Below are 23,655 nucleotides of genomic sequence, written 5' to 3'. Positions count from 1 at the left end.
CTGTGGGGCCTTCCCTTTTTTTGTTGTGGGGGGTTGTGGCGGGTCGTGGGGTGTTGGCTGGGGTGGCTGTGCTGTGGGCGCGTCCGGGGTGTGGGTGGGGGCGGGTGGGTGCTCCGGCCGGCTTGAGACCGTGCCCGAGACCACCGCGCCCGGGGAGGCCGGAGGCCTCTGCCGCTAGAGCGTAACTGTCACGGCCGGCCGGAGCAGCCGCCCGTCCCTGCCCGCACTGTTGTGGCACCAGACCCCGGCCACCCCACCACAAAACCCGCCAACCCGGCCACCCCACCACATCAGTCCAACCCCAGACACCCACCCACCGAACCCACCCGACGACCGAACCCGGCCGCCCACCCGTACTGGCCAGCGCACCGGACCGCTGACCGGCGCCGGATGGGACCCCCGTCCACCGACCGGTGCAGGGATGGGCAGGAGGTGCTGCGAGAGCAGGAGGTGCTGCGAGATGGGAGGCCGGGGGTGGAAGGCCGGTCTGGACAGCGGGACCGTCTGGACAGCGGGACGTTTTGACAGACCACAGCGCGGCAGTCTGGGTCCGTCTGGACAGCGGGATGGATGGCGGTTGGTCAAGGGCCTGGGTGGGGCCTTGCGATCCAGGACCGTCGTCACGATGCCACGCCCCGGCGAGCCAGGTGATCACTTCACGACGGCGGCCGCTAGGAGGGGTTCGATGCGGAAGGGAATCTGGGTGGACAGCGCGATCGTCGTATCGGTTCGTTGAATGGCGGGGGAGGCGAGGATTCTCGCGATGATCTCCTGAAGGTGGGGAGTGTTGCGTGCGACAACGCGGCAGAGCAGGTCGGCCTGGCCGCTGGTGCCGTACACCTCGAGGATCTCGGGGATCTCGGTCAGTGAGTGCACGGCCTCGGTGAGTTTTCCCTGGGCGATCTGCAACGAGGCGAACGCGAGGATCGGATAGCCGATCTCCTCGGTCGCCACGGTGGGTCCGAAGTCGCTGATCACGCCGCGGCCGGTGAGTTTCTCGAGTCTTGCCTGAACCGTTCCTCGGGCGACGCCGAGCAGCCGGGCGAGTTCGGTGAGCCCGATCCTGGGGTTGGCGCGCATGGCGACGAGCAGACGGCTGTCGAGCGAATCCAGCATGCGTTCGAGACTACGCCGGACTGATCGGATCGACCAGTGAAGTCCCTGATCGTTCACTGATATTGAGCACCTCGCCCACTTCAAGTGGTCACTCTTGCCAGCTAAACCCCGACTTGCTGTCATATAGAAGTATGTTCGAGGAAGCACAGTATTTCGCTCCGGTGGAGACGCGCGACGACGGATCCGTCGTCGTCGAGTTGGCCAAGAGCCACCCGGGGTTCGCTGACGCCGTCTATCGCGAGCGTCGCAACGCGATCGCCGCGCTGGCGCTCAACCACACGCCAGGCGAGCCGATTCCGCATGTCGAGTACACCGCCGAGGAGCACCACGTCTGGGCGCTCGTGACCAGTGAGCTGGCGGTGAAGCACCGTACGTATGCGGTGCGGGAGTTTCTCGACGCGTCGGAGCGGCTCGGGTTGCCGCGTGACCGCATCCCGCAGCTTCAGGAGGTCAGCGAGCTGCTCGCGCCGATCACCGGTTTCCGTTACCTGCCGGCGGCCGGGTTGGTTCCGCTGCGGGAGTTCTACGGCGTGCTGGCGGACGGCCTGTTCCACTCCACGCAGTACATCCGGCACCACTCGGTGCCTTTCTACACTCCGGAACCGGACATCATCCACGAGGTGATCGGCCACGCGAGTACGCTCGCGTCGCCGCGTTTCGCGGAGCTGTACCGGCTCGCGGGCCGGGCGGCACGTCGGGTCGAGACGGATGAGGCGCTGGAGTTCGTCTCCAAGGTGTTCTGGTTCACGTTGGAGTTCGGGGTCATGCGGGAGGGGGCCGAGCTCAGGGCGTACGGCGCGGGCATCCTGAGTTCCTACGGCGAGATCGAGGAGTTCCGGGGGATGGACATCCGGCCTCTCGATCTCGCCGCGATGGGCACCACGCAGTACGACATCACGAAATATCAGGAGGTGCTCTTCGAGGCGGCCTCACTCGATCATCTCGAGGACGTCGTCGGCACGTTCTGGGACACCTGCGACGACGACGCGATCGCCAGGCTGGCCTCGGTCACCTGATATCTGAGCCCTTCAGAGCATCCGCATGACCTTCTGGTCAGCGGGTGGTGTCGGGGCCGAGGACGAGCAGCGCGTCTCCGACGGCTCGTTCCGCGCCGTCGGAGGGGTGATTGACGACCTTTTTGCCGATCACCATCGCGGTCGAGCCGCCGCCGTCGAGGTTGATCGCGTCACGTGCGCCCAGCCACTTCATGATCGCTGCGGCTTCGAAGAAGGATGCGCCGACGGTCTTGCCGGGGGCGCGTCCGTCGACGACCGCGATGATCAGCTTGCCGTTCCTGGTGACCCCGGCGAGCGTCCGTGGGTGCCTCCGTACGATCATGTTGACGTTCGCCATGCCGTCGCGGGACGCCGTGATGGAGATGCGGCCGCCGCGGACCAGGCCGATCGCACCGCCGATGATGTTGGTTCGCGGCGTGAGCGGGATGGTCTTCCTTGCCCTGAGGTCGGTGACCGTGGTCGTGACCTTGATGGTCGAGCCTTCGGTGGCGTTCTCCCAGAGCCAGTCGGCCGCTGCGCCCACGCCGTGGAGGACGCGGGTGCCGGGGGCGACCTTGCCGCCCGCCGAACGGACCTGGACGACCTGGCCCGACGCGTCGAGCACGGCCTCGGCGCCGTCGTTCTTGGGGGTGGCCCGGCCGAGTTCCTCGGTGTACATCACGAGCTCGTCGGGTTTGGCCACGCGGTTGACGCCGGTCACCTGTACGGGGGCTCCGCCGCTGGGGCGTGCGACCACCATGGAAGACAGCTCGGTGACGCGTGCCGTACGACCCTGGAGCACCAGACCGACTCGGCCGGTAACCGCCTCGCTGAGCAGTTTGCCGCCGACGACCGAGATCCCGGTGGGGTCACCGCGGAACGCGGGCAGCGTGTGGATGTCGAAGAATCCGCCGTTGACCGCGGCGATGGCCTTGGCCGATGCGGCCATCTCGGTGACCTTCTCCCGCTTGGCGGTGCTCTTGCCGAGCGAGGCCTGGAAGGACCCGCGGAACTTCCGTGGATCGACCGTGATGACGCGGACGCTCCAGGGCCCGGTGGTGGCGAAGCCGTCGTCGCCCTGCCAGTCGACCTTGGCGGATACGCCCGCCTCCTTGAGCTGCTTGACGGTCTTGGCGGCCTCGCTCTTCTTGTCGAGAGGCCAGCTCCCCACCCGTACCATCCAGTAGTCGGCGGCCGGGAAGTCCGTCACGGCGGGCCGGGTGAACTTTACGATGACGGGTTCCAGTCCCGCCGCCTGGATCGCCTCCGCCTGAGTCTGAGCGGTGGCCTCGGACATGAAGTCCTTGCCTTTGACCACCACGCTCACCGTGTAGCCGTCCTTCGCGCCGCCGTGCCTCAGCACCGAGTAGGTGACACCGGGGGCGATGCTCTTGGCCGCCGACTTCGGGATCCCCGGCACACCGAGGGGGAACTTCGTCGTCGGGAGGCCCGAGACGGAGTCGGCGAGCGCCGGAGCAGGGAAGGTGGTCATCGTCACGGCCAGGGCGGTGGTCGCCATGGCCAGGCGGCGTCTCATGCGGTTCCTCTCCAGGGTGATGATCCTTTCCTGGACCATCGTGGCGAGAACCGTTAGAGAATGAGGCCAAACGCCGAAAAAGCAACAGAATTGAGCCCGTTTTCCCGATAAATCCCCTCAAAGTGAATAAATGGCGCGAACGTCTTAAACGGGCATTTTTGGGGTGATCGGCTACGACTGGGATGTCCGGCCGTCGATCTCCCTGGCCTGCCGTACGAAGTCCTGGGCGGAGCGGGCCTCGACGTGGATCAGGGCCCCGTCGCGGCCGCGGGACATGCCCCAGTAGCACATCGTGGCCTCGCCCCACCAGATCGTCCACTTGGGGAAGCGGGCAGACAGCGCACGCACGACGATGGACGGGCTGACTTGAGGTTCGATTCTGGTCTGCACTCTTCGAGCAAACACGATTCGATTCGTGAGTACGAGCCTACGGAGAGTAGTCGGTGAGATAGCTTTTATACCCGGACATGCAGACCTGACTTCCGGTGTGCAGCATCTCCACAGGCCGAGGTGCACAACGGGCAAATCGACCGATGGCCGAGGGGGTCAGGGGCTCTCGCGGCGAAACGTCTCCAGGGCCAGCAGCGCGACGTGCAGGGACAGGCACGACTCCACGTCGTCCAGATCCGTCTCGAGGACGCGCTCCAGCCGCCGCAGCCGGTCGTAGAAGGCCGGCCGGGAAAGATGCGCCTTCTGCGCGGCGACGGCCTTGTTGCGTCCCGCGTCGAGGTAGATCCGCAGGATTCTCGTGAGGTCGCCGTGTCGCTGGGCGTCGTACGCCAGCAGCGCGCCCAGCTCACGTTCGGCGAACGTCTGCAGCCGCGCGTCGTCGCGCAGCAGGTGCAGCAGGCCGCGCAGCCGCAGGTCGGGCAGGCGGTAGAAGGCCCGGCCGTCGGGCTGGCGCACCGCCACCTCCGCGACCTGCTCGGCCTCGAGGAAGCTGCGCCGTACGTCTTTGACCGACTCCACCACGGACCCCGCGGCCAGCACGAACGGAGAGGCGAAGGCGGCCCGCAGGCGTTCGGCCAGCGCGCCGAGGGCGGCCTCGGCCGGGGCCCGCGGCGGGAGGGGCAGCAGCACGCCGACCCGGTTCTGGTCGAGCGCGCCGACCAGCGCGGGCAGCTTGATCTCCCGGCACGCGGCCGCCGCCGCCTCGGCCAGCTCGCCGAGCCTGGCCTGCTCGCCGAGCGCGGTGCCGGGCGGCGCGGTGAGCCGGACCACCGCGCTGATCAGCCTGCGGCCGGTGAGCGGCACGCCGACCGCGCGGGCCCGCGCCGCCGCCTCATCGGGATTGGAGAAGGCGTGGGTGAGGATGCCGGTGATTATCGTGCCGTGCGCCTGCCGTTCGAGGGACTCCTTGTGCCGTTCGAGCAGCCGGCCGAGGGCGAGCGTGGTGGCGGCACGCTCGATCAGCACGATGTCGCGCGGGGTGGGCGGGGCGTCGCAGAACATGATCAGCCGGCCCCAGTCCTGTCCGCGGGCGCCGACCATGGTGACCAGCCAGCCGGCCGCGGTGTCGTAGGCCGTTCGCTCCGCGGGGGAGACCGAGCGGGACCGGGTCTCCCAGTTGGCCAGGATGACGCCCGTGTCGGCGCCGGCGGCATCGCAGGCGAGGACCTGGTGGGCCAGGTTCTCCAGCAGGACCGGGCACCCGGAGAAGCGGGCCACCTGACCGAGGACCTCGGCCGGGGAAGCGCCCTCGACGGACAGCGCGGTGAACACCTCGTGGAGCTGTTCGGAGGCCCGCAGCTCCTGCAACTGGCGGTCGATGATCCGCGCGTGGACCGACTCGGTGATCTGTACGAACGGCGTCTCGCGGGCCAGGGTGATCAGCGGGAGTCCGTGCTCCTCTGCGGCCTTGACGACGGCGTGGGGCAGCTCGCGGACGAACCTGCGGCCCAGTTCGACGATCAGGCCCGAGGCCCCGACGGAGGCCAGATCGGAGACGTACTCGGCGAGCTCGCCCGGCTCGCCCGGCAGGGCGACGCCCGTGGTCAGCACGAGCTCACCCCCGCGCAGCAGGTGCGCGATGTCGGCGATCTCGCCCACGTGCACCCAGCGGACCCGCGTGTCCAGCCGGTCGACGCCGGCGACCACGCGCGGACTGCCCCGACGTACCGTGTCCAGCGCCAATACGTCGGCGACCGTCGGCAACATGCCCACGAGGCTACCTGATCATTCTGTAAAGCCGGCGCGGCGTCCGATGACAAGATGGCGCTCCCGGACGGCGTGCCGAGGAATGATCCTCACGACCCGGGGATCCTCTCCTGTCCGGTGCCGTACATCGCCTGACCCGGCCCGTGGCCGGCGTCACCGGACGGCGGCCCGGGCTGGGCGAGCCGGGCGGCCAGGCCGTCGAGCACGCACTTCAGGCCGTAGTCGAAGCGGATCTCCAGAGAGATCTTCGGGTCGAGATCCGGATGGATGCGGAAGTACTCCCGCATCCGGGGCAGGTCGTCGAGCCGGGCCTCGATCAGGGGCCGCGTCTCGCAGAGCATCTCCTCGGCGGACATGCCCGAACGGGCGACCGCCTCGTGCCAGGCCACCTCCGTGGCGGCCATGCCGACGATGTAGGCCGTCAGCGTGGAGATCGCGTGGGCGGCGTCGAAGTCGCCGAAGCCGGCGTCCTGGAAGACGGCCAGCGTCCAATCGGACATCCGCAGCGCGTTGGGACCGACGGTGGGGCGGACGCCGAGCAGGCGGATCGCCCACGGGTGGCGCAGGAAAAGCTGGCGCAGGCCGTAGGCGAAGCGGGTCGCGGCGTTCTGCCAGGAGACCGTCTCACCGTACAGCCGGAGCTCCCCGAACACCTCGTCGAGCACCAGGTCGAACAGCTCGTCCTTGGTCTGGACGTACCAGTAGAGGGAGGTGGCGCCGGCGCCCAGCCGGGCGCCGAGGCGGCGCATGCTCAGCGCGTCGAGTCCCTCGGCGTCGAGCAACTCGATCGCGGCCCGCACGATCTGGGCCTCGCTGAGTCCCGGCTGCTCCCGGTGGGTGCGGCCGGCGCCATCCCTGGCCGCCCGCCGGGCCCACACCGAGGTGAAGTGCTGCTTCGCGGACACGATGGGACTCCTTCGTTCGCCCAAGGATAGGCGACTCGCACGCTGTGCGATAGTTCTCGTACAGTGTCCCAGAAACCTCGAACGCTGTACGAGTCGCAGGTCCGGCGAGAGGGCCGGTGCGGAGTCCGGTGCGAAATCCGGCAAGAAGTGGTGAGAAGGAGAAACTCGTGTCCCATCCCCGCCGATGGTGGATCCTCGGTGTGCTCTGCCTGAGCCTGCTGGTGCTCGTGGTGGACAACACCGTGCTCAACCTGGCCATCCCGTCGCTCATGCGCGATCTCGGGGCGTCCCCGGCAGACATTCAGTGGATCATCGACGCCTACATCCTGGTCTTCGCCGGTCTGCTGCTCACGGCGGGCAGCCTGTCCGACCGGTACGGCCGGAGGCGTTTCCTGATCATCGGTCTGGTGCTGTTCGGCGGCGCCTCGCTGGTCGCCACCCTGGTCACCGAGCCATGGCAGCTCATCGGCGCCCGCGCGCTGATGGGGATCGGCGGCTCGATCCTGATGCCGAGCACGCTCTCGATCCTGATCACGGTCTTCGACGACAGTGAGCGGCGCAAGGCGATCGCCGCCTGGAGCGCCGTGGCGATGGTCGGTGTGATCGCCGGTCCCACGCTGGGCGGCTTCATGCTCCAGCACTTCTGGTGGGGCTCGGTCTTCCTGCTCAACGTCCCGATCGCGGCGATCGCGATCATCGCGGCCGTGCTGCTCATGCCCGAATCCCGCGGCCCGGCCCGCGGCCTCGACCCGCTCGGCGCTGTGCTGTCCGTCGTCGGCATGGCCGCGCTGGTCCTCCTGTTCATCGAGGGTCCCCGTGCGGGCTGGAGCTCGGCCCAGGCGCTGGGCGGGGCGGCGGTCGCCGTGCTCGCGCTGGGCGGGCTCGTCCTCTGGGAGCGACGCTGCGCGCACCCGATGCTGCCGCTCGGGCTGTTCCGCGAGCGCGACTTCAGCGGCGCTTCGTTCTCGATCGTGCTGATGTCGTTCGGGGTCGGAGCCGTGCTGCTCATGCTCACCCAGTACCTGCAGTTCGTGCTGGGCTACGGGGAACTGCGCGCCGGGCTGGCGCTGCTGCCGTACGCCGTCTCCGCCGCGCTGTTCAACGCCGTGGGCGCCGGGCTCGGTCAGCGGGTGAGCAACCGGACCCTCGTGGCGACCGGCATGGTCGTGGTGGCGCTCGGCTTCGGTGCGCTCGCCACCGTGGGCCCGTCCGACGGGTACGGCAAGCTGGTCGTCGCGCTGCTGGTCATCGGGGTGGGCGGCGGCCTCGCCGGTCCCGCAGCGTACGCCACGCTGATGGGGGCGGTGCCGCCCGATCACGCGGGCGTGGGCTCGGCGCTCAACGACACCGTGCAGCAGACGGGGTCGGCGCTCGGCATCGCCGTCGTGGGCAGCGTGCTCGCCGGGGTCTACACCGCGGGCATGCCGGAGCGCGCTCCGGCGGCGGCCAGGGAGTCGATCGATGTGGCGCTCCGGCTCGGCGACGCCGGGCTCGCGCGGACCGCGAAGGAGTCGTTCGTGTCGGCGATGTCGCTCGGTTCCTGGGTCGGCGCCGGCTTCTGCCTGCTCGCGGCGGTGACCGCCCTGCTGGTCCTGCGCCGCCGCCCCGCCGTCGAGCCGGCCGCCGATCCGCAGCCCGTCGCCTCGTCCTGAAGACACGCGAACTGTCGATCTGTAAGGTAAAACCAAAAAATGCCGACATGTTGGCGGGTGTGCCTGCACGCCTACCAGCAGGGATACTCGAAGCATGCCCGATTCCTCGCCCAATCCCACACAGACGTCGCAAACCGACAGCCTGCTCACCCGCCATCGCGCGGTCATGCCCAACTGGGTTGGCCTGTACTACGACGAGCCGATCGAGATCGTCAGCGGCAAGGGCAACCGTGTCGTCGACGCCTCCGGGAAGAGCTATCTCGACTTCTTCGCCGGCATCCTGACCAACATGATCGGGTATGACATCGCCGAGGTGCGCGAGGCCGTGGAGCGGCAGCTCGCCACCGGGGTGGTGCACACCTCCACGGTCTATCTCCTGCGCGGGCAGGTCGAGCTCGCCGAGAAGATCGCCCGGCTGTCGGGCATTCCGGACGCCAAGGTGTTCTTCACCAACTCGGGCACCGAGGCGAACGAGACCGCGCTGCTGCTGGCGACCTACGCGCGGGGATCCGACCAGGTGCTCGCCATGCGGCAGAGCTACCACGGCAGGTCGTTCGGCGCCGTGGCCGTCACCTCCAACCGTTCCTGGAAGAACAACTCGCTCTCGCCGCTGAACGTGCACTTCCTGCACGGCGCCGACAAGCACCTCGCCCAGTTCCGCGGGATGTCGGACGCCGACTACATCGCGGCCTGTGTCGACGACCTGCGGCACGTGCTCGCCACCGCGGTCAGCAAGGACGTCGCCGCCCTGATCGCCGAGCCGATCCAGGGGGTCGGCGGCTTCACGATGGCCCCCGACGGCCTGTTCGCCGCATACAAGGAGGTCCTCGACGAGGAGGGCATCCTGCTCATCTCCGACGAGGTCCAGACCGGCTGGGGCCGTACGGGCTCGGCGTTCTTCGGCATCCACAACCACGGTGTGACCCCCGACATGATGACGTTCGCCAAGGGGCTGGGGAACGGCTTCGCCGTCGGCGGCGTCGTCGCCAGGGGCGACCTGATGGACGGCCCGCACGCCGCCGGCGTGGCCACGTTCGGCGGCAACCCGATCTCGATGGCGGCGGCCAACGCGACCCTCGACTACGTGCTCGACCACGATCTGCAGGCCAACGCCGCCAGGACCGGCGAGATCATCATCGGTGGACTGCGCGAGGCGGCGACCCGCCTGCCCGTCGTCGGCGACGTACGAGGCAAGGGGCTGATGTTCGCCGTCGAACTCGTCGACCCCGCCGGCGGCGCGCCCGCTCCCGCGCTGGCCGTCCGCTTCATGGAGGAGACCAAGAGGCTCGGCCTGCTCGTCGGCAAGGGCGGCCTGTACGGCAACGCCCTGCGGATGGCCCCGCCGCTCACGCTCACCGAGGACGAGGCCCGCGAGGGCCTGGGCATCCTCGTCACCGCTCTGGAGACCATCAATGACGAAGCTCGTTAACCACTGGATCGACGGCACTCGCACCGGGGCCGTCGCCGGCCCGGGCGGTGGCGCGGACATCTTCAACCCGGCCACGGGCGAGGTCGCCGGCCAGGTGGTCCTGGCGACCGTCGAGGAGGTCGACGCGGCGGTGGCCGCGGCCGCCCGCGCGTTCCCGGCCTGGCGCGACATGTCCCTGACCAAGCGGACCCAGATCCTCTTCCGCTTCCGTGAGCTGCTCGACCGGCACCGCGACGACGTGGCCGCGCTGATCAGCGCCGAGCACGGCAAGGTGCACTCGGACGCGCTCGGCGAGGTGGCCCGCGGCCTGGAGGTCGTCGAGTTCGCCTGCGGCATCCCGCACCTGCTCAAGGGCGGGTTCTCCGAGAACGTCTCGACCAGGGTCGACTCCTACTCGATCCGCCAGCCGCTCGGCGTGGTTGCCGGGATAGCCCCGTTCAACTTCCCGGCCATGGTGCCGATGTGGATGTTCCCGATCGCCATCGCCTGCGGGAACACGTTCGTGCTCAAGCCCTCGGAGCGGGACCCGTCCGCCTCGCTGCTGATCGCGGAGCTGTGGCAGCGGGCGGGGCTGCCGGACGGCGTGTTCAACGTCGTGCAGGGCGACAAGGTCGCGGTGGACAGGCTGCTGGCGCACCCCGAGGTGAAGGCCGTGTCGTTCGTCGGCTCGACCCCGATCGCCCGGTACGTGTACGAGACCGGCACCGCGCACGGCAAGCGGGTGCAGGCGCTCGGCGGGGCGAAGAACCACATGCTGGTCCTGCCCGACGCCGATCTCGACCTGGTCGCGGACTCGGCCGTCTCGGCCGGCTTCGGCTCGGCGGGGGAGCGGTGCATGGCGATCTCGGTCGTGCTCGCCGTCGACCCCGTCGGCGACGAGCTCGTGGAGAAGATCGTCTCCAGGGTGCGCAAGCTTGTGATCGGCCCGGGCGACGACCCGACGTCGGAGATGGGCCCGCTGGTCACCGCGGCCCACCGCGACAAGGTCGCCTCCTACCTCGAGATCGGCGTCCAGGAGGGGGCCAAGATCGTGGTGGACGGCCGGGAGACGCCGGTCACCGGCGGCCGCGGGAGCGGGTTCTGGATCGGGCCCACCGTGCTCGACCACGTGCCGCCGGGGTCCCGTGTGCACCGGGAGGAGATCTTCGGCCCGGTGCTGTCGATCGTGCGGGTGCGGTCGTACGAGGAGGGCATGGAGCTCATCAACTCCGGCGAGTACGGCAACGGCACCGCGATCTTCACCAACGACGGCGGCGCTGCCCGGCGCTTCCAGAACGAGGTCGAGGTCGGCATGATCGGCATCAACGTGCCGATCCCGGTCCCGATGGCGTACTACAGCTTCGGCGGCTGGAAGGACTCCCTCTTCGGGGACACGCACGTCCACGGCACCGAGGGCGTGCACTTCTACACCCGGGGCAAGGTCGTCACCTCGCGCTGGCTCGACCCCTCACACGGTGGGATCAACCTGGGCTTCCCCACCAACGCCTGACCCCGGCCCACCGGACCGGCCCCGATATGAGCCGTCACCGGCGGGCCGCCCGCAGCGGCGACCCGCCCGGTGGGCGCCGCCCCGGCCAGTAGGCTCGGGGAGGACCACGTCTCGGGTAGGGGGTCGTTCGCGTGAGCCGTACACACCGGCTGGTGGTCGCCGTCGCGGCGGCCGGGCTGCTGGCCGCGGCATGCGGCGGGCCGCGACAGGACGGCACGACGCGGGCGACACCGGTGTTCACGCCCGCGGCCGGGCGCGCCCCGGCCGCGGGCCCCGCCGGCCCGGCCTCCCCGTCCTCCTCCCCGTCGGTCTCGCCCTCGGCGAGCGCGCGTGCCTCCACGCCCGGCCCGACGCCGCTCGCCTCCATCGGCACCGGCGAGCGGGCGGTCAGCGTGCTCGCCCTCAACGGCTACGTCGAGTGGGGCGGCACCGACCCCAAGGTCTCCTGGGTCGGGGAGTTCGAGAAGACGACCGGCTGCAAGGTCGGTCTGAGGTTCTACGACCCCTCCCGGGACGACGGGGCGAGCGTGCCCGCCCCGTCGTCCTTCGACGTGATCTCGGCCACGCCCGTGATCGCGGGCGGGCTGATCGCCGAGGGGAAGGTCGCGCCGCTGAACACCGCGCTGCTCCCCGGCTACGACAAGATCCCCAAGCGGCTGCGCGAGCTGCCGGCCGAGGACGGCCAGGTGTACGGCGTGCCGTACCTGTGGGGGCTCAACCAGGTGCTCTACGACTCCGGCGAGGTCGATCCCGACGGCGCGGACGCCATCTTCGCCGACGAGGGACCGGTCATGTTCAGGGACAGCCCGCTCTCGCTGGCCGACGCCGCGCTGGTCCTGAAGGAGCGCGGCGCCCGGGTCAAGGACCCGTTCCACCTGACCCCGGAGCAGCTCGACGCGGCGGCCGAGCTGTTCGACAAGCCGGACAGGCGACTCTTCTGGACTGATCCCATCGAGGTCGTGAAGGGCTTCGCCGCGGGTTCCGTACGGCTCGCGCAGGGCACGCCGTACCACCGGGACGTGCTGAGCCGCGGCGACAGGCCGGTGCGTGCGGCCGGCGACCGTCCGGTGACCGGCTGGGCCGACTCCTGGATGGTGTCGGCGCGTGCCGCCCACCCGTCGTGCGCGTACCGGTGGCTGGACTGGACGAGTTCGGCGGCCGTGCAACGTCAGGTGGCGGCCTGGACCGGGTCCGCCCCCGCCAATCCCGGCGCCTGCACCGGTCGCGCCCGGCGGGTCTGCGCGGCCTACCGGATGGGCGAGCCGGACGCGTTCAGGGGCGTCTACTTCGCCGAACGCCCCACCGACTACGACCAATGGATCGGCCGCTGGTCGCAGATAGCCGGCTAACCCGTGGCGAGCCGGTCGACGACGGTCTTCAGGTCGGCGCCGGTCACGTCGCCGAACGGGCCGGTCGGGTAGTCGACCAGCCAGACGTACAGCATGTTGGACATCCCCGGGGCGCTCTCACACGAGCTCGCCGGGCAGGGGGCCGGGCGCTGCTGCCACGGGGTGAGCGGGCCGCCGATGACGGGGGCCGGCAGGCCGGGCGGCATGATGTAGACCACGCCGAGCAGCGTCGATGAACCGTCCGGCCTCTCGTAGTAGATCAGCGCCTCGGGCCGGGTCGGGTCGAGGGCGACGCCGTCGCCGAGCAGCTCGGGCTTGGCGAGTTGCCGCACGCCCTCCACCTCGGTCCAGCTTTCGTACCCGTCCTTCTCCGCGTCGCCGACGGCCGGCCAGCGCCCGGGCACCTCCCGCCTCGTCACCTCGAGCAGTGCGTTGGCCGCGGCGGCCTGCGCCTCGGCGGTCGGCCCGTCCGCGTTCCCGGCCGCGGCGTTCCCCGCGTCGGGCTGGCCTCCGGCGGCGGGCCCGTGATGATGGTGGTGGCCGAGAGACGAGCCGGTGTCGGAGGCCGACTTCGCCAGGGCGGCGGAGACGGAGACCGCGACCGACGGGGTGAAGGATGCGCCGACCGCCGCGGCCACCAGCCCGGACAGCGCGGCCACGCCGACCCGCCTGATCACGGGACGCCCGGTCCAGGAGAGCACGGCCCTGAAGAGCCCGGCGGGAGCCGGCCGGGGCGCCACCGGTTCCTCCCCGGCCGGTCCGTCCTCGACGGGTGCTGTGCCCGGGGGGCCGGAGGCCTCGGCGGTCTGGGCCACCGGCTGCGGGGCGGCGATGCCCGGTGGCGTCCGGCGCTCGGCCAGCACGAGCGAACCCGCGATCAGCATGACCTCCAGGGCCGCGCTCAGCAGATCGGGCGCCTGGACGGGCTGCGGCGTCCACGCGCCCGGATCGAGGGGGAACCCGGCGGTCGTGCCGACCAGCCAGATCAGGAGCACCGCCAGGTTGAAGAACGCGCCGGTCAGCAGCACGTCCTGACCGGCGCCCCGCCGGGTGAGCACGGCCGCAGCCCACGCGAGCTGGGCCCAGCCCACGAAGGCGAAGAACACACCGTGCGCCAGGGACGCGCCGAAGTGACCGGGCATCACGCCGAAGTGGATCGCGGCCGCTCCGGCCGACAGCGCGGCCAGGGCCCACGGCGACGCGGCGGGGGTCCGCGTGTCGTTCATACCTCGATTATCGGGCGTGGTGATCTCCGAAGGGGAGACCCAAGCGCGATCAGGATGTGGCGGCGCGGGAGCGGCGCGGCAGCGGCACCTTGCCCTCTGGCGCGGGCAGCAGGGCCTCCGCGCAGTCTTCACAGGCGTGCACGGGGGCGTTGTCGGGGAGCAGGCCGACCCGGACGCGGGGGCGGGGCCACTTCTTGTGGCACACTACGCAGGCATCGCCATCGCGTTGCGTGGTGCTGAGGCCGGCAGGATCGAACGTCAGCATGAGCCGCTCGGCGCCGGTCGGGTTCCAGCCCATCAAAGTCCCCCCTCGATCGCCTATCGGAACCGTTATAACGCGATTACCCTCCGTGGTCGTCGCGGGCTGGGCCAAGCGATGGTTAAATCGAGGCATAACACAAGCCGTACAACAACAAAAGGGACACCCTGGACATTAGGGTGCCCCTTTTATTGGTATTTAAACGACCCTAAACCTCGCTAAGCACCTTCTCCAGAATTGTCAGGCCCTCGTTTAGAAGGTGATCCGGGATCACCAACGGCGGCAGGAAGCGCAGCACGTTGCCGTACGTCCCGGCCGTGAGCACGAGCAGGCCCTCGGCGTGGCACCGGCGCGCGATCTCCGCGGCGGGGTAGGGCTCCCCGGTGCCCGGCGTCACCAGTTCGACCGCGATCATCGCGCCGCGGCCGCGTACGTCGCCCACGATCGGGGTGCGCTCCTGGATGGCACGCAGGCGCGGCAGCATGATCTCGCCGATGTGCCGGGCCCGCTCGACCAGACCGTCCTGCTCGATGGTCTCCAGCACGCCCAGCGCCGCCTCGCAGGCGAGCGGGTTGCCACCGTAGGTGCCGCCGAGGCCGCCGACGTGGACGGCGTCGAGCAGGTCGGCGCGGCCGGTCACGGCGGCCAGCGGCAGACCGCCGGCGATGCCCTTGGCCGTGCAGATGATGTCGGGCACGATGCCCTCGTCCGCACACGCGAACAGGTCGCCGGTACGGGCGAAGCCCGTCTGCACCTCGTCGGCGATGAAGACGATGCCGTTCGCCCGGCAGAACTCGACGATCTTCGGCAGGAAGCCGCGCGCCGGCACGATGAAACCGCCTTCTCCGGCGATCGGCTCGATCACCACGGCGGCCACGTTCTCGGCGCCGATCTGCTTGTCGATCATCTCGATGGTCTGGGCCGCGGCCTCGTCGGCGCAGTTGTCCGGCCCGGTCGGCCAGCGGAACGGGTAGGCGAGCGGCGCACGGTACACCTCGGGCGCGAACGGCCCGAACCGGTGCTTGTACGGCATGTTCTTGGCCGTCAGCGTCATCGTGAGCAGCGTCCGGCCGTGATAGCCGTGGTCGAACACCACGACCGCCTGCCGCCCGGTGGCGTGCCTGGCGACCTTCACCGCGTTCTCCACGGCCTCGGCGCCGCTGTTGACGAGGAACGTCCGCTTCTCGTGGTCGCCAGGGGTGAGCTCGTTGAGCTTCTCGCAGACCTCGACGTACGACTCGTAGGGCGTGACCATGAAGCAGGTGTGGGTGAAGTCGGCGACCTGCCTGCTCACCCGCTCGACCACCCGCGGGGCCGCGTTGCCGACGTTGGTCACGGCGATGCCGGAGCCGAAGTCGATCAGCGAGTTGCCGTCGGCGTCGACCACCACGCCGCCACCGGCGTGGGTCACGAAGACGGGCAGCGTGGTGCCGATGCCCGCGGGCACGGCGGACTGCTTGCGCGCGAACATCTCCCGCGACCGCGGGCCGGGGATCTCGGTGACGAGGCGACGCTCCTGGGGCAGCCCCGGGCCGCCTCCCGTGGTGGCAGTGCTCATGCTTCGACGGTATGGCTCACCCCCACTTCCCCCGATAGGTCGATATGGAAGAATTAATCCGGTGTTTTAGCCGGGACGGACAAATCGGGGTAACCACCAGGAGGGGCCGTGGCACCCACGCTGCGTCGGGTGACGACGATCGCGCCGCTCCACCTCGTCGTCCTCGCGGGACGGGAAACGCTGGACCGGCCGGTCCGCTGGGTCGCGGTCAGCGAACTCGAGGATCCCACTCCGTTCCTCGAGGGCGGGGAGCTGGTGCTGACCACCGGCATGCGCCTCACCGACGCCGACGCCGTGCCGTACGTCTCGCGGCTGGTCGCGCGTGGTGCCGCCGGGTTGGGGTTCGGCGTGGGGCTCGGCCACGACGCCGTCCCGCCGGGCTTCGTCGCGGCGGCGGCGGCCGAGGGGCTGCCGCTGCTGGAGGTGCCGAGGGACACCCCGTTCATCGCGATCGGCAAGGTGGTCAGCGAGCTGCTCGCTGCCGAGCAGTACGAGGAGATCAGCCGGGCCTTCGCCGCCCAGGGGCGCCTCACCCGTGCGGCTCTCCAACCGGGGGGCGTCGGGGCCGTCGTCGACCGGTTGGCCCGTGAGATCGGCGGCTGGGCCCTGCTGCTCGACGAGGCCGGAGCCGTACGGCACGCGGCCGGGGGCGCGGACGCGAACCCGAGGGCGGGCCGGGAGACGGACAGCAGGACGGACGGGGAGACGGACTGGGCGCGGGCGGTGGCGCGGTCGCTGGAACCGGAGCTGGTCCGGCTGAGGCGCACGCCCACGCTCGCCAGCGTGGCGCTGGCCGGCCCGGACGAACATGTGATCGTCCAGCCGCTCGGCCGCCGCGCGTTCTTCGCGGTCGGGTCTGGCCGGCCGTTCTCCCCGACCCGGCACACGATCGTCAACGCGGCCGGTTCGCTGCTGACGCTCTCCATCGAACAGGAGCGCGCGCGGGGCCGTGAGCAGCGGGCGGCCGAGGCCCGGGTGCGCGCAGCCGCGCTGAGCCTGCTGCTCGCCGGTCGGGTCGAGGCGGCCGAGGAGGCGCTGGCGGCACTGAGCGGGAAACCGGGGGAAGGGCAGCGGGCCGGCGAGCTGCCGGAGGGACCGCTCTCCGTGCTGGTGTGCGCCCACTCCGAGACGGAGCTCGACGACCTCGCCGAGGCGCTGCCCTGCTTCACGGCTCCCCGGGGCGGCCTGCTGGTGGCGATGGCGGCGGAGGCGGAGACGGAGACGATCGCGGAGCTCGCGGGCCGGCACGGCCGGGTGGGCGTGAGCGTCCCCGGAGTCGTCACCGTCGAACGCTCCGCCGACGATTTCGCCGCGGGGCTGGACCAGGCCGAGCGGGCGCTCGCCTCGGCCACCCCGGCCAAACCGGTCGTACGGTTCCCGGAGCTGGCCGGACAGGGCCTGCTGTCCCTGCTCGATCCCGCCGCCGCGGCGTCGTTCGCCGCCGCGCTCCTCGCGCCGCTGCGGGACTACGGCTCCCGAGCCGACCTCGTCGAGTCGCTGCGCGCCTACCTGTCCTGCAACGGGCACTGGGACGCGGCGGCACAGCGGCTCGGGGTACATCGGCACACGCTGCGCTATCGGATGAGACGGGTGAGCGAGCTGCTCGGCCGCGATCTCGACGACCCGGCGGCGCGGGCCGAGCTGTGGATCGCGCTGTCCGTGTGATCCCCCCTGATCGCGACGGTCGTCAGCGGACGGCCGTGCAGTCGGGATCGGTCAGGAAGCTGCGGATGGCGGCGGTCGTGATGGTGTCGTACGTCGTGCCGTCCTGGAGATGACCGGCACGTTCCAGGCTCAGCGCGCCCTGGGCCGCTGCCCACACCGCGTCGGCGATCCGCCGCGGCTGGGTCGGCACCAGGTAACCGGCGGAGATGCAGTCGGCGATGACCCGGTCGACGATGTTCAACGCCGCCCGGGCCAGCGTGCGTGCCCGCTCGCTCGGCGTGAAACCGGGAATGGCCCGCTCGAACATGAGGCTGTAGTAGCCGGGCTCGGACAGTGCGGCTTCCCGGTAGGCGGGACCGAGCGCGATGAGGTGCTCCAACGGATCGCCGCGGTCCGGCACGGCCTCCAGGCGGCGTCGAAAGCGTTCGAAGCCCTCCAGGTAGAGCGCTTCGGCGAGACCCTCGTTGCTGCCGAACATCGTGTAGATGACCTGGGTCGTGCAGCCAGCTTCGGCGGCGATCCGGCGGACCGTGAGGCTCTCGGGACCGGCGGTGTCGAGCAGCCGGCCGGCGACGTCGAGCAGGCGCGTGCGCAGTTCGTCGTAAGTGCTGCGGTGGCCGCGCGTGTAGGCACCCTGAAGTCCGAGCGGCGCCGGCGTACCCATCAGCGACGAGCCCTTCTCATATTGGGGGCCTCACAAACCAGACCCGGAAGATGACTTAACCATGCCGCTCGTCTTTCAAACCGCATTGAAACGGAAAACATCCCGAAATCGCCACGCATTCGTGACCAAGCGAAAACCTTGTCCACATCGGCGTGCCGTTCGCCGTCGATTGTGCGTCATGGAGCAACGCCGATGCCCGCGGGGGTGGCATAGCGTGAGAACCATGGACGTGAGCCGCAGTTCCGACCCTCGCCCCTTCTGGCTCGCCGGTCGTCCCGCCACGGGCGACGCCGAAGGGACCGTGACCAACTCCCACGACGGACGGGTCGTCGGAGCGTACTCGATCCCCACCGCCGAACAGGTCGAGCACGCGGTGGCGGCGGCTGACGCGGTGCGCGGGCAGGCCGCCGCGCTGCCCCTGCACGTGCGCGCTGAGGCACTGGCCCACGTCGCCGGCCGCCTCGGCGAGCGGGCTGAGGAGCTCGCCCGGCTGATCGGCGGGGAGAACGGCAAGCCCCTCCTCTGGGCGCGGGGAGAGGTCGGCCGGGCCGTCTCCACGTTCAGGTTCGCCGCCGAGGAGGCCCGGCGCTTCAGCGGCGAGGTGCAGCGGCTCGACACCGAGGCAGCGGCCCGGGGGCGCCTCGCCTACATCTCGCGGGTGCCGTACGGGCCGGTGCTGGCCATCACGCCGTTCAACTTCCCGCTCAACCTGGTGGCGCACAAGGTGGCTCCGGCGATCGCCGTTGGCGCTCCGATCATCGTGAAGCCCGCGCCCAAGACGCCCCTGTCCGCGCTGGTGCTCGGCGATATCCTGGCCGAGACCGACCTGCCCGAGGGGATGTTCTCCGTCCTGCCGGTGCCGAACGAGCGGGCCGGCGCGCTCGTCGAGGACCCCCGGCTGCCCGTCATCTCGTTCACGGGCTCCGGCCCGGTCGGATACGCGATCATGGATCAGGTGCCGCGCAAGCACGTCACGCTGGAGCTCGGCGGCAACGCGGCGGCCGTGGTGCTGGCCGACGCCGACCTCGACTGGGCGGCCACCCGGATCGCGCTGTTCTCCAACTACCAGGCCGGTCAGAGCTGCATCGCCGTCCAGCGGGTGATCGTGGAGGACACGGTCGGCGAGGAGTTCACCGAGAAGCTGCTCAAGGCCGTCGGCGCGCTCGTCACCGGTGACCCGGCCGACGAGAGGACGCAGGTCGGTCCGCTCATCAGCGAGGAGGCCGCGATCCGGGTGGAGAGCTGGATCGAGGAGGCCGTCGCGGCGGGCGCCCGCGTCCTCATCGGCGGCACCCGCGACGGCGCGGCCGTCGCCCCGACCGTGCTCGCCGACGTCCCGGCCGGCGCGAAGGTCGCGTGTGAGGAGATCTTCGGCCCCGTCATGATCCTGCAGCGGGTCGGCTCGGTCGACGAGGCGTTCGCCGCGGTCAACGACTCCAGGTACGGCCTGCAGGCCGGGGTGTTCACCCGCAGCCTCGACATCGCCTTCCGGGCCAACCGGGAGCTCGAGGTCGGCGGCGTCATCATCGGCGACGTGCCGTCGTACCGGGCCGACCAGATGCCCTACGGCGGGGTCAAGGAGTCCGGCGTCGGCCGTGAGGGCCTGCGGTCGGCCATGGCGGACCTGACCTACGAGAAGGTCATGGTCCTCACCGGCCTCACCCTCTGATCACATGACTCGGCCGACCGGGGCGGCAACCCGGTCGGCCGGCTTCACCTGGTCAGCTCGGCGGCGCGGGTGCGTGCCCACGCGTCGGCGGCCAGCACCTCCTCGACGGAGGACGCCGATCCGGGGACGTGCTCGGCGACCACCCGCTCGACGGTGTCGACGATCCCCAGGAACGGCAGACCGCCCTTGAGGAACGCCTCCACGCACACCTCGTTGGCCGCGTTGTAGACGGCGGGAGCCGTACCGCCCTGGGCGCCGACGTGACGGGCCAGCGCGACGGCGGGGAACGCCTCGTCGTCGAGCGGCTCGAACGTCCAGGTGTGCGCGGTGGTCCAGTCGACGGCGGAGGCCGCGCCCGGAACGCGCTCGGGGAACCCGAGCGCCAGGGAGATCGGCAGCCGCATGTCGGGCGGGCTCGCCTGGGCGACCGTCGACCCGTCGGTGAACTCGACCATCGAGTGGATCACCGACTGCGGGTGCACCACGACCTCGATCCGGTCGAAGCCGATGTCGAAGAGCAGGTGCGCCTCGATCACCTCCAGGCCCTTGTTGACCAGGGTGGCCGAGTTCACCGTGATGACGGGGCCCATGTTCCATGTCGGGTGGTCGAGCGCCATCTCGGGGGTCACGTCCGCCAGGTCCGCCCGCCTCCGCCCCCGGAACGGGCCGCCGCTCGCGGTCACGACCAGGCGGTGTACGGCTCGCGCTTCGGCTCCGGAAGGCCCGGCGGCCCACAGACACTGGGCGAGCGCGGAGTGCTCGGAGTCGACCGGGAGCAGCCGCCCCGGCGCGGCGAGCCGCTTCACCAGCGGCCCCCCGATGATCAATGACTCCTTGTTGGCCAGCGCGAGCACCCGGCCGGCCTCCAGGGCCGCCAGCGTTGAGGTCAGCCCGAGCGCGCCGGTGATCCCGTTCAGCACCACGTCGCACGGGGAGGCGGCGAGCTCGGCGACGCCCTCGGGACCGGCCAGGATCCTCGGCCGCGCGCCGCACGCCGCGAGCGCCTCCCGGAGGGCGGGTACGGCCCCCGCGTCGGCGACGGCGACCGCCTCGGCCCCGAACTCGGCGGCCTGACGGGCCAGCAGGTCGACGCGGCCGCCCCCGGCAGCCAGAGCGGCCACCCGGAAACGTCCCGGGGCGCCCGCGACGACGTCGAGCGCCTGGGTGCCGATGGAGCCCGTCGAGCCGAGCAGCACGATCGAGCGTGCCGACCCGGACTGCGACTGCGACGGGGCACCTGACGGCGGTTCGGGCGGTTGGCGGCGTGCTGTGGTCATGCCCCCATTGTCACCGAGGAGAAAGGGCGGCGGGTAGGTACGCCGCATCGCGCCGATTAACGAAAAGTAGCCACGAGACAACGCATCGTGGTCCACACTCTGGTTCCATGACTCCCTGTCTCCCCCTGATCGCCGTCTCCGCCCTCGTCACCGGACTCGTGGGAGTCCCGCAGCCCTGGGTCGTCACCATGTCCGCCGTGTCCGGGCCCCCGGCTCCCGGCCGCCCGGCCCCCGCCCACCCCACCCCCGGCCCTGCGGCCTCCGGGCCCGGCTCCGCCGTCCCGGCCGTCCCGGTCGGCCCGGTCGGCCCGGCCTCCGACGTCGTGGAGCACGTGGCCACCACGGCCCTGGACTCCTACTGGACGCCGGAGCGGATGGCGCGCGCGATCCCCATCGACGTGCTCTCCACGATCAAGCAGGTGGGAATGGCGGCCGCTCGCATCCTCCCGTCCACGGCGTCGCCGGCTCCGTCCCGGTCACCGGAGGCCGCCCCCGCCGGGGCACGGCCCGTACGGCAGGCCCGGCAGGCGCGCCGCCCCGGCGCGTCGCTGGCCGTGACGAGCGGGTCGAAATGGGCGGCGGGCGGCGCGGTGACGAGGACCACCGGCCGGGTGTTCCTGACCATGGACGGGGTCGACTTCGTCTGCTCGGCCAGTGCCGTGCGCAGCGCGAACAAGGACGTGGTGGTCACGGCGGGGCACTGCGTGAAGGACGGCGCGGGGTCGTGGGCGGAGAACTGGACGTTCGTCCCCGGCTATCGGGCCGGACAGCGTCCGTACGGCGCGTACACCGCACGCCGGATGTTCGTCGCGGGGCCGTGGGCCCGCGGTGGGAACGACGACTACGACATGGGCATGGTGGCGGTGACCACGGCGAACGGACGCCATCTCGGTGACGCCGTGGGGGGTCAGGAGATCGGCTTCAACGCCCGGAGGGGGCTGCGCACCTACGGGTTCGGCTTTCCGGCCGATCCGCCCTACAACGGGGAGCACCTGCTCTACTGCGCGGGTGTGGTCCACGCGGACCCCCAGGGGCAGACGCGGGATCAGGGCCTGCGCTGCGATCTCACGGCGGGGGCCAGCGGCGGGCCCTGGCTCAGCGGCTTCGACCCGGCCACCGGCCGCGGTCGGCTCACCTCGGTGAGCAGCTTCAAGTACAGCAACGATCACCGCACCATGTACGGCCCCTACTTCGGCGCGGCGGCCCGGGACCTGTTCCAGTCCGCCCAGCGCGCGTGAACCGGAGGATCCGGGGCGGCGACGACGCGCCACCCCGGATTCTCAGGTGGAGCTGCGGGACAGCTCCTGTCCAGGACAGGTCAGGCTGCCGAGCAGGAGACGCTTGGCGTGGTGCTGGACCCGTTGGCCAGGAAGCCGAACGAGGTGGACGCGTTCGGCGCGAGGCTGCCGTTGTAGCTCACGTTCTTCACCGAGACATTGCTGCCGGACTGACTGAGCGTGCCGTTCCAGATCTGGGTGATGGTCTGGCCGCTCGGCTGTGTCCAGCTGACCGTCCAGCCGCCGATCGTCGAGCTTCCGTTGTTGCGCACCGACACCTCGCCCTGGAAGCCGCCGCTCCAGGAGTTGGTGACCGTGTAGGTGGCGACGCAGCCGTTGCCGGTCCCGGGAGTCGGGGTCGGCGTGGGCGTGGGAGTCGGGGTGGGGGTCGGGGTCGGCGTGGGAGTCGGGGTGGGGGTGGGGGTGGGCGTCGGGTTCGGGGTGGGGGTCGGGGTCGGGGTGCCGCCGATGCCGGTCACCTCGCCGTTGCCGCCGTCGAAGACGACGTCGGAGCAGCCGTAGAACGTCTCGTTGCTGTCCGAACGCTGCCACACCGAGTAGATGATGTGACGGCCGCTCTTGCCGGACGGCAGCTTGGCGTTCCAGTAGTAGTAGGCGTTCTCGTTGCCCGGGGAGCCGACGCTCGGCGGGTCGGTGACGCTGTCGAACGGCGTGGACTCCAGGTCACTCCAGGCGAGCGGCCGGTTGGGGCTCCAGGAATCCTTGGTGATGTACATCCGGAACGTGCCGGGGTGGGCCGCCCACTTGTTGTACTTCATCTGAATGGTCGCCCCGGACGTCAGATGGGTGACCGGCCAGTCGTTCCGGGCCAGGTCGAACCCGCTGAAGTCGTAGACGACCGCCGCGGCGCTGCACAGCTTGCCGTCCGGGATGAATCCCGACATGCGCCCAGCACCGTCGGACCGCAGCAGGGCGAACCAGTTGTAGAGCGAGTTCGTCCCGCTCTGGGCCACCGCCGCCGCACAGGCCGGATTCTTCGGCACCATGGCCCCGCTCTGGGTCATGCCGTCCTTCCAGCACAGGTACGTCCGGCTGCCCGGAGTCATCAAGGCGCCGTGCGCCGACGCCGGGGAGGCGAACAGCACGGCGGTGACCAGGGTGGACATCGCCGCGACGATGATGCCGATCGTCGATTTCGTTGCTCTTCTTCGTGGGCTTCCCACGGCTTACCCTTTCGCGTGGTCAAGGCTGCCGCACTCCGCGGTGCAGCACGGCACCTCCGGCGTGTGGAACACGCCGGTGGAGGGACGGCCGTTGACTACCGACCAGTTGTGCGAGAGCGCTCACGCTGTTCGGAATGTAGGTCGGCATCGGGGTCCCTGCCCACCAGGTCCGCCCGCCCGCCCCCGACCCGTCCGCGTCGGCCCAGGTCAATGCGGTAACGCAAGTGGATCGTTATGAAAGCTTCAT

The 23,655-nt window shown here is 70.7% G+C and carries 19 protein-coding genes; 8 read left to right on the top strand and 11 right to left on the bottom strand.

What is annotated here, in order from left to right:
- Window positions 1–651: 651 nt before the first annotated feature.
- On the bottom strand, window positions 652–1,116 hold the full coding sequence (locus AP234_RS22640) for an Lrp/AsnC family transcriptional regulator (RefSeq protein WP_055481696.1): 465 nt from the start codon (window positions 1,114–1,116) through the stop codon (window positions 652–654).
- A gap of 131 nt (window positions 1,117–1,247) precedes the next feature.
- Between AP234_RS22640 and AP234_RS22635 the strand changes: the two genes are divergently transcribed.
- Window positions 1,248–2,132, top strand: coding sequence for a phenylalanine 4-monooxygenase (locus AP234_RS22635; protein ID WP_055481695.1), 885 nt, complete (start codon window positions 1,248–1,250; stop codon window positions 2,130–2,132).
- 37 nt (window positions 2,133–2,169) lie between these two features.
- On the opposite strand, the gene AP234_RS22630 is transcribed toward AP234_RS22635, so the two are convergent.
- From AP234_RS22630 to AP234_RS22615, 4 genes are all read right to left on the bottom strand, one after another.
- Window positions 2,170–3,648 carry a phosphodiester glycosidase family protein gene (locus tag AP234_RS22630; RefSeq protein WP_055481694.1) on the bottom strand — a complete coding sequence of 493 codons (1,479 nt, stop codon included), beginning with the start codon at window positions 3,646–3,648 and terminating at the stop codon, window positions 2,170–2,172.
- Window positions 3,649–3,819: 171 nt separating this feature from the next.
- Entirely contained in the window at window positions 3,820–4,038 is a 219-nt protein-coding gene (locus AP234_RS22625) for a hypothetical protein (RefSeq protein WP_055481693.1), read from the bottom strand.
- 156 nt (window positions 4,039–4,194) lie between these two features.
- Window positions 4,195–5,805: a PucR family transcriptional regulator ligand-binding domain-containing protein gene (locus AP234_RS22620; protein WP_055481725.1), complete on the bottom strand. Its 1,611-nt coding sequence runs from the start codon at window positions 5,803–5,805 to the stop codon at window positions 4,195–4,197.
- Window positions 5,806–5,894: 89 nt separating this feature from the next.
- On the bottom strand, window positions 5,895–6,710 hold the full coding sequence (locus AP234_RS22615; protein WP_055481692.1) for a TetR/AcrR family transcriptional regulator: 816 nt from the start codon (window positions 6,708–6,710) through the stop codon (window positions 5,895–5,897).
- 167 nt (window positions 6,711–6,877) lie between these two features.
- On the opposite strand from AP234_RS22615, the gene AP234_RS22610 reads away from it, so the two are divergent.
- The 4 genes from AP234_RS22610 to AP234_RS22595 all read left to right on the top strand — a co-directional run bounded on the left by AP234_RS22610 (window position 6,878) and on the right by AP234_RS22595 (window position 12,629).
- Window positions 6,878–8,362 carry an MFS transporter gene (locus AP234_RS22610; protein WP_152990565.1) on the top strand — a complete coding sequence of 495 codons (1,485 nt, stop codon included), beginning with the start codon at window positions 6,878–6,880 and terminating at the stop codon, window positions 8,360–8,362.
- A gap of 166 nt (window positions 8,363–8,528) precedes the next feature.
- The gene (locus tag AP234_RS22605; protein WP_200926650.1) at window positions 8,529–9,791 is read left to right on the top strand and encodes an aspartate aminotransferase family protein; all 1,263 of its coding nucleotides are present in this window, start codon (window positions 8,529–8,531) and stop codon (window positions 9,789–9,791) included.
- Window positions 9,775–11,280 (top strand): CoA-acylating methylmalonate-semialdehyde dehydrogenase, encoded by a 1,506-nt coding sequence (locus tag AP234_RS22600; RefSeq protein WP_055481690.1) that lies wholly within the window; start codon window positions 9,775–9,777, stop codon window positions 11,278–11,280. Before AP234_RS22605 ends, AP234_RS22600 begins: the two co-directional genes overlap by 17 nt.
- 131 nt (window positions 11,281–11,411) lie before the next feature.
- A complete protein-coding gene (locus tag AP234_RS22595) occupies window positions 11,412–12,629 on the top strand; it encodes an extracellular solute-binding protein (protein ID WP_055481689.1) in 1,218 nt (405 codons plus the stop codon).
- Here the strand turns inward: AP234_RS22595 and AP234_RS22590 are convergent.
- From AP234_RS22590 to gabT, 3 genes are all read right to left on the bottom strand, one after another.
- Entirely contained in the window at window positions 12,626–13,855 is a 1,230-nt protein-coding gene (locus AP234_RS22590) for a hypothetical protein (protein WP_055481688.1), read from the bottom strand. The two genes, AP234_RS22595 and AP234_RS22590, sit on opposite strands and share 4 nt — an antisense overlap.
- Window positions 13,856–13,904: 49 nt before the next feature.
- On the bottom strand, window positions 13,905–14,153 hold the full coding sequence (locus AP234_RS22585; RefSeq protein ID WP_055481687.1) for a hypothetical protein: 249 nt from the start codon (window positions 14,151–14,153) through the stop codon (window positions 13,905–13,907).
- Window positions 14,154–14,322: 169 nt separating this feature from the next.
- The gene (gene gabT / locus AP234_RS22580) at window positions 14,323–15,672 is read right to left on the bottom strand and encodes a 4-aminobutyrate--2-oxoglutarate transaminase (protein ID WP_055481686.1); all 1,350 of its coding nucleotides are present in this window, start codon (window positions 15,670–15,672) and stop codon (window positions 14,323–14,325) included.
- Between the two features lie 108 nt (window positions 15,673–15,780).
- On the opposite strand from gabT, the gene AP234_RS22575 reads away from it, so the two are divergent.
- On the top strand, window positions 15,781–17,337 hold the full coding sequence (locus AP234_RS22575; protein ID WP_055481685.1) for a PucR family transcriptional regulator ligand-binding domain-containing protein: 1,557 nt from the start codon (window positions 15,781–15,783) through the stop codon (window positions 17,335–17,337).
- 22 nt (window positions 17,338–17,359) lie between these two features.
- Here AP234_RS22575 and AP234_RS22570 read toward each other — a convergent pair whose 3' ends face one another.
- On the bottom strand, window positions 17,360–18,001 hold the full coding sequence (locus AP234_RS22570) for a TetR/AcrR family transcriptional regulator (RefSeq protein WP_055481684.1): 642 nt from the start codon (window positions 17,999–18,001) through the stop codon (window positions 17,360–17,362).
- A gap of 223 nt (window positions 18,002–18,224) precedes the next feature.
- On the opposite strand from AP234_RS22570, the gene AP234_RS22565 reads away from it, so the two are divergent.
- Entirely contained in the window at window positions 18,225–19,670 is a 1,446-nt protein-coding gene (locus AP234_RS22565; RefSeq protein ID WP_055481683.1) for an aldehyde dehydrogenase family protein, read from the top strand.
- A gap of 44 nt (window positions 19,671–19,714) precedes the next feature.
- Here the strand turns inward: AP234_RS22565 and dxr are convergent, their stop codons facing one another.
- Complete coding sequence (gene dxr, locus AP234_RS22560; protein ID WP_055481682.1) at window positions 19,715–20,947, bottom strand: 1-deoxy-D-xylulose-5-phosphate reductoisomerase; 1,233 nt, start codon at window positions 20,945–20,947, stop codon at window positions 19,715–19,717.
- Between the two features lie 107 nt (window positions 20,948–21,054).
- On the opposite strand from dxr, the gene AP234_RS22555 reads away from it, so the two are divergent.
- On the top strand, window positions 21,055–22,185 hold the full coding sequence (locus AP234_RS22555; RefSeq protein WP_055481681.1) for a trypsin-like serine peptidase: 1,131 nt from the start codon (window positions 21,055–21,057) through the stop codon (window positions 22,183–22,185).
- Window positions 22,186–22,265: 80 nt separating this feature from the next.
- Here the strand turns inward: AP234_RS22555 and AP234_RS22550 are convergent, their stop codons facing one another.
- Window positions 22,266–23,351 (bottom strand): lytic polysaccharide monooxygenase, encoded by a 1,086-nt coding sequence (locus AP234_RS22550; protein ID WP_055481680.1) that lies wholly within the window; start codon window positions 23,349–23,351, stop codon window positions 22,266–22,268.
- Window positions 23,352–23,655: the final 304 nt, after the last annotated feature.

This window comes from Sphaerimonospora mesophila, assembly GCF_001417795.1.
GTDB classification, from domain to species: domain Bacteria; phylum Actinomycetota; class Actinomycetes; order Streptosporangiales; family Streptosporangiaceae; genus Sphaerimonospora; species Sphaerimonospora mesophila.
This window is presented reverse-complemented; position numbering and strand designations above follow the sequence as displayed.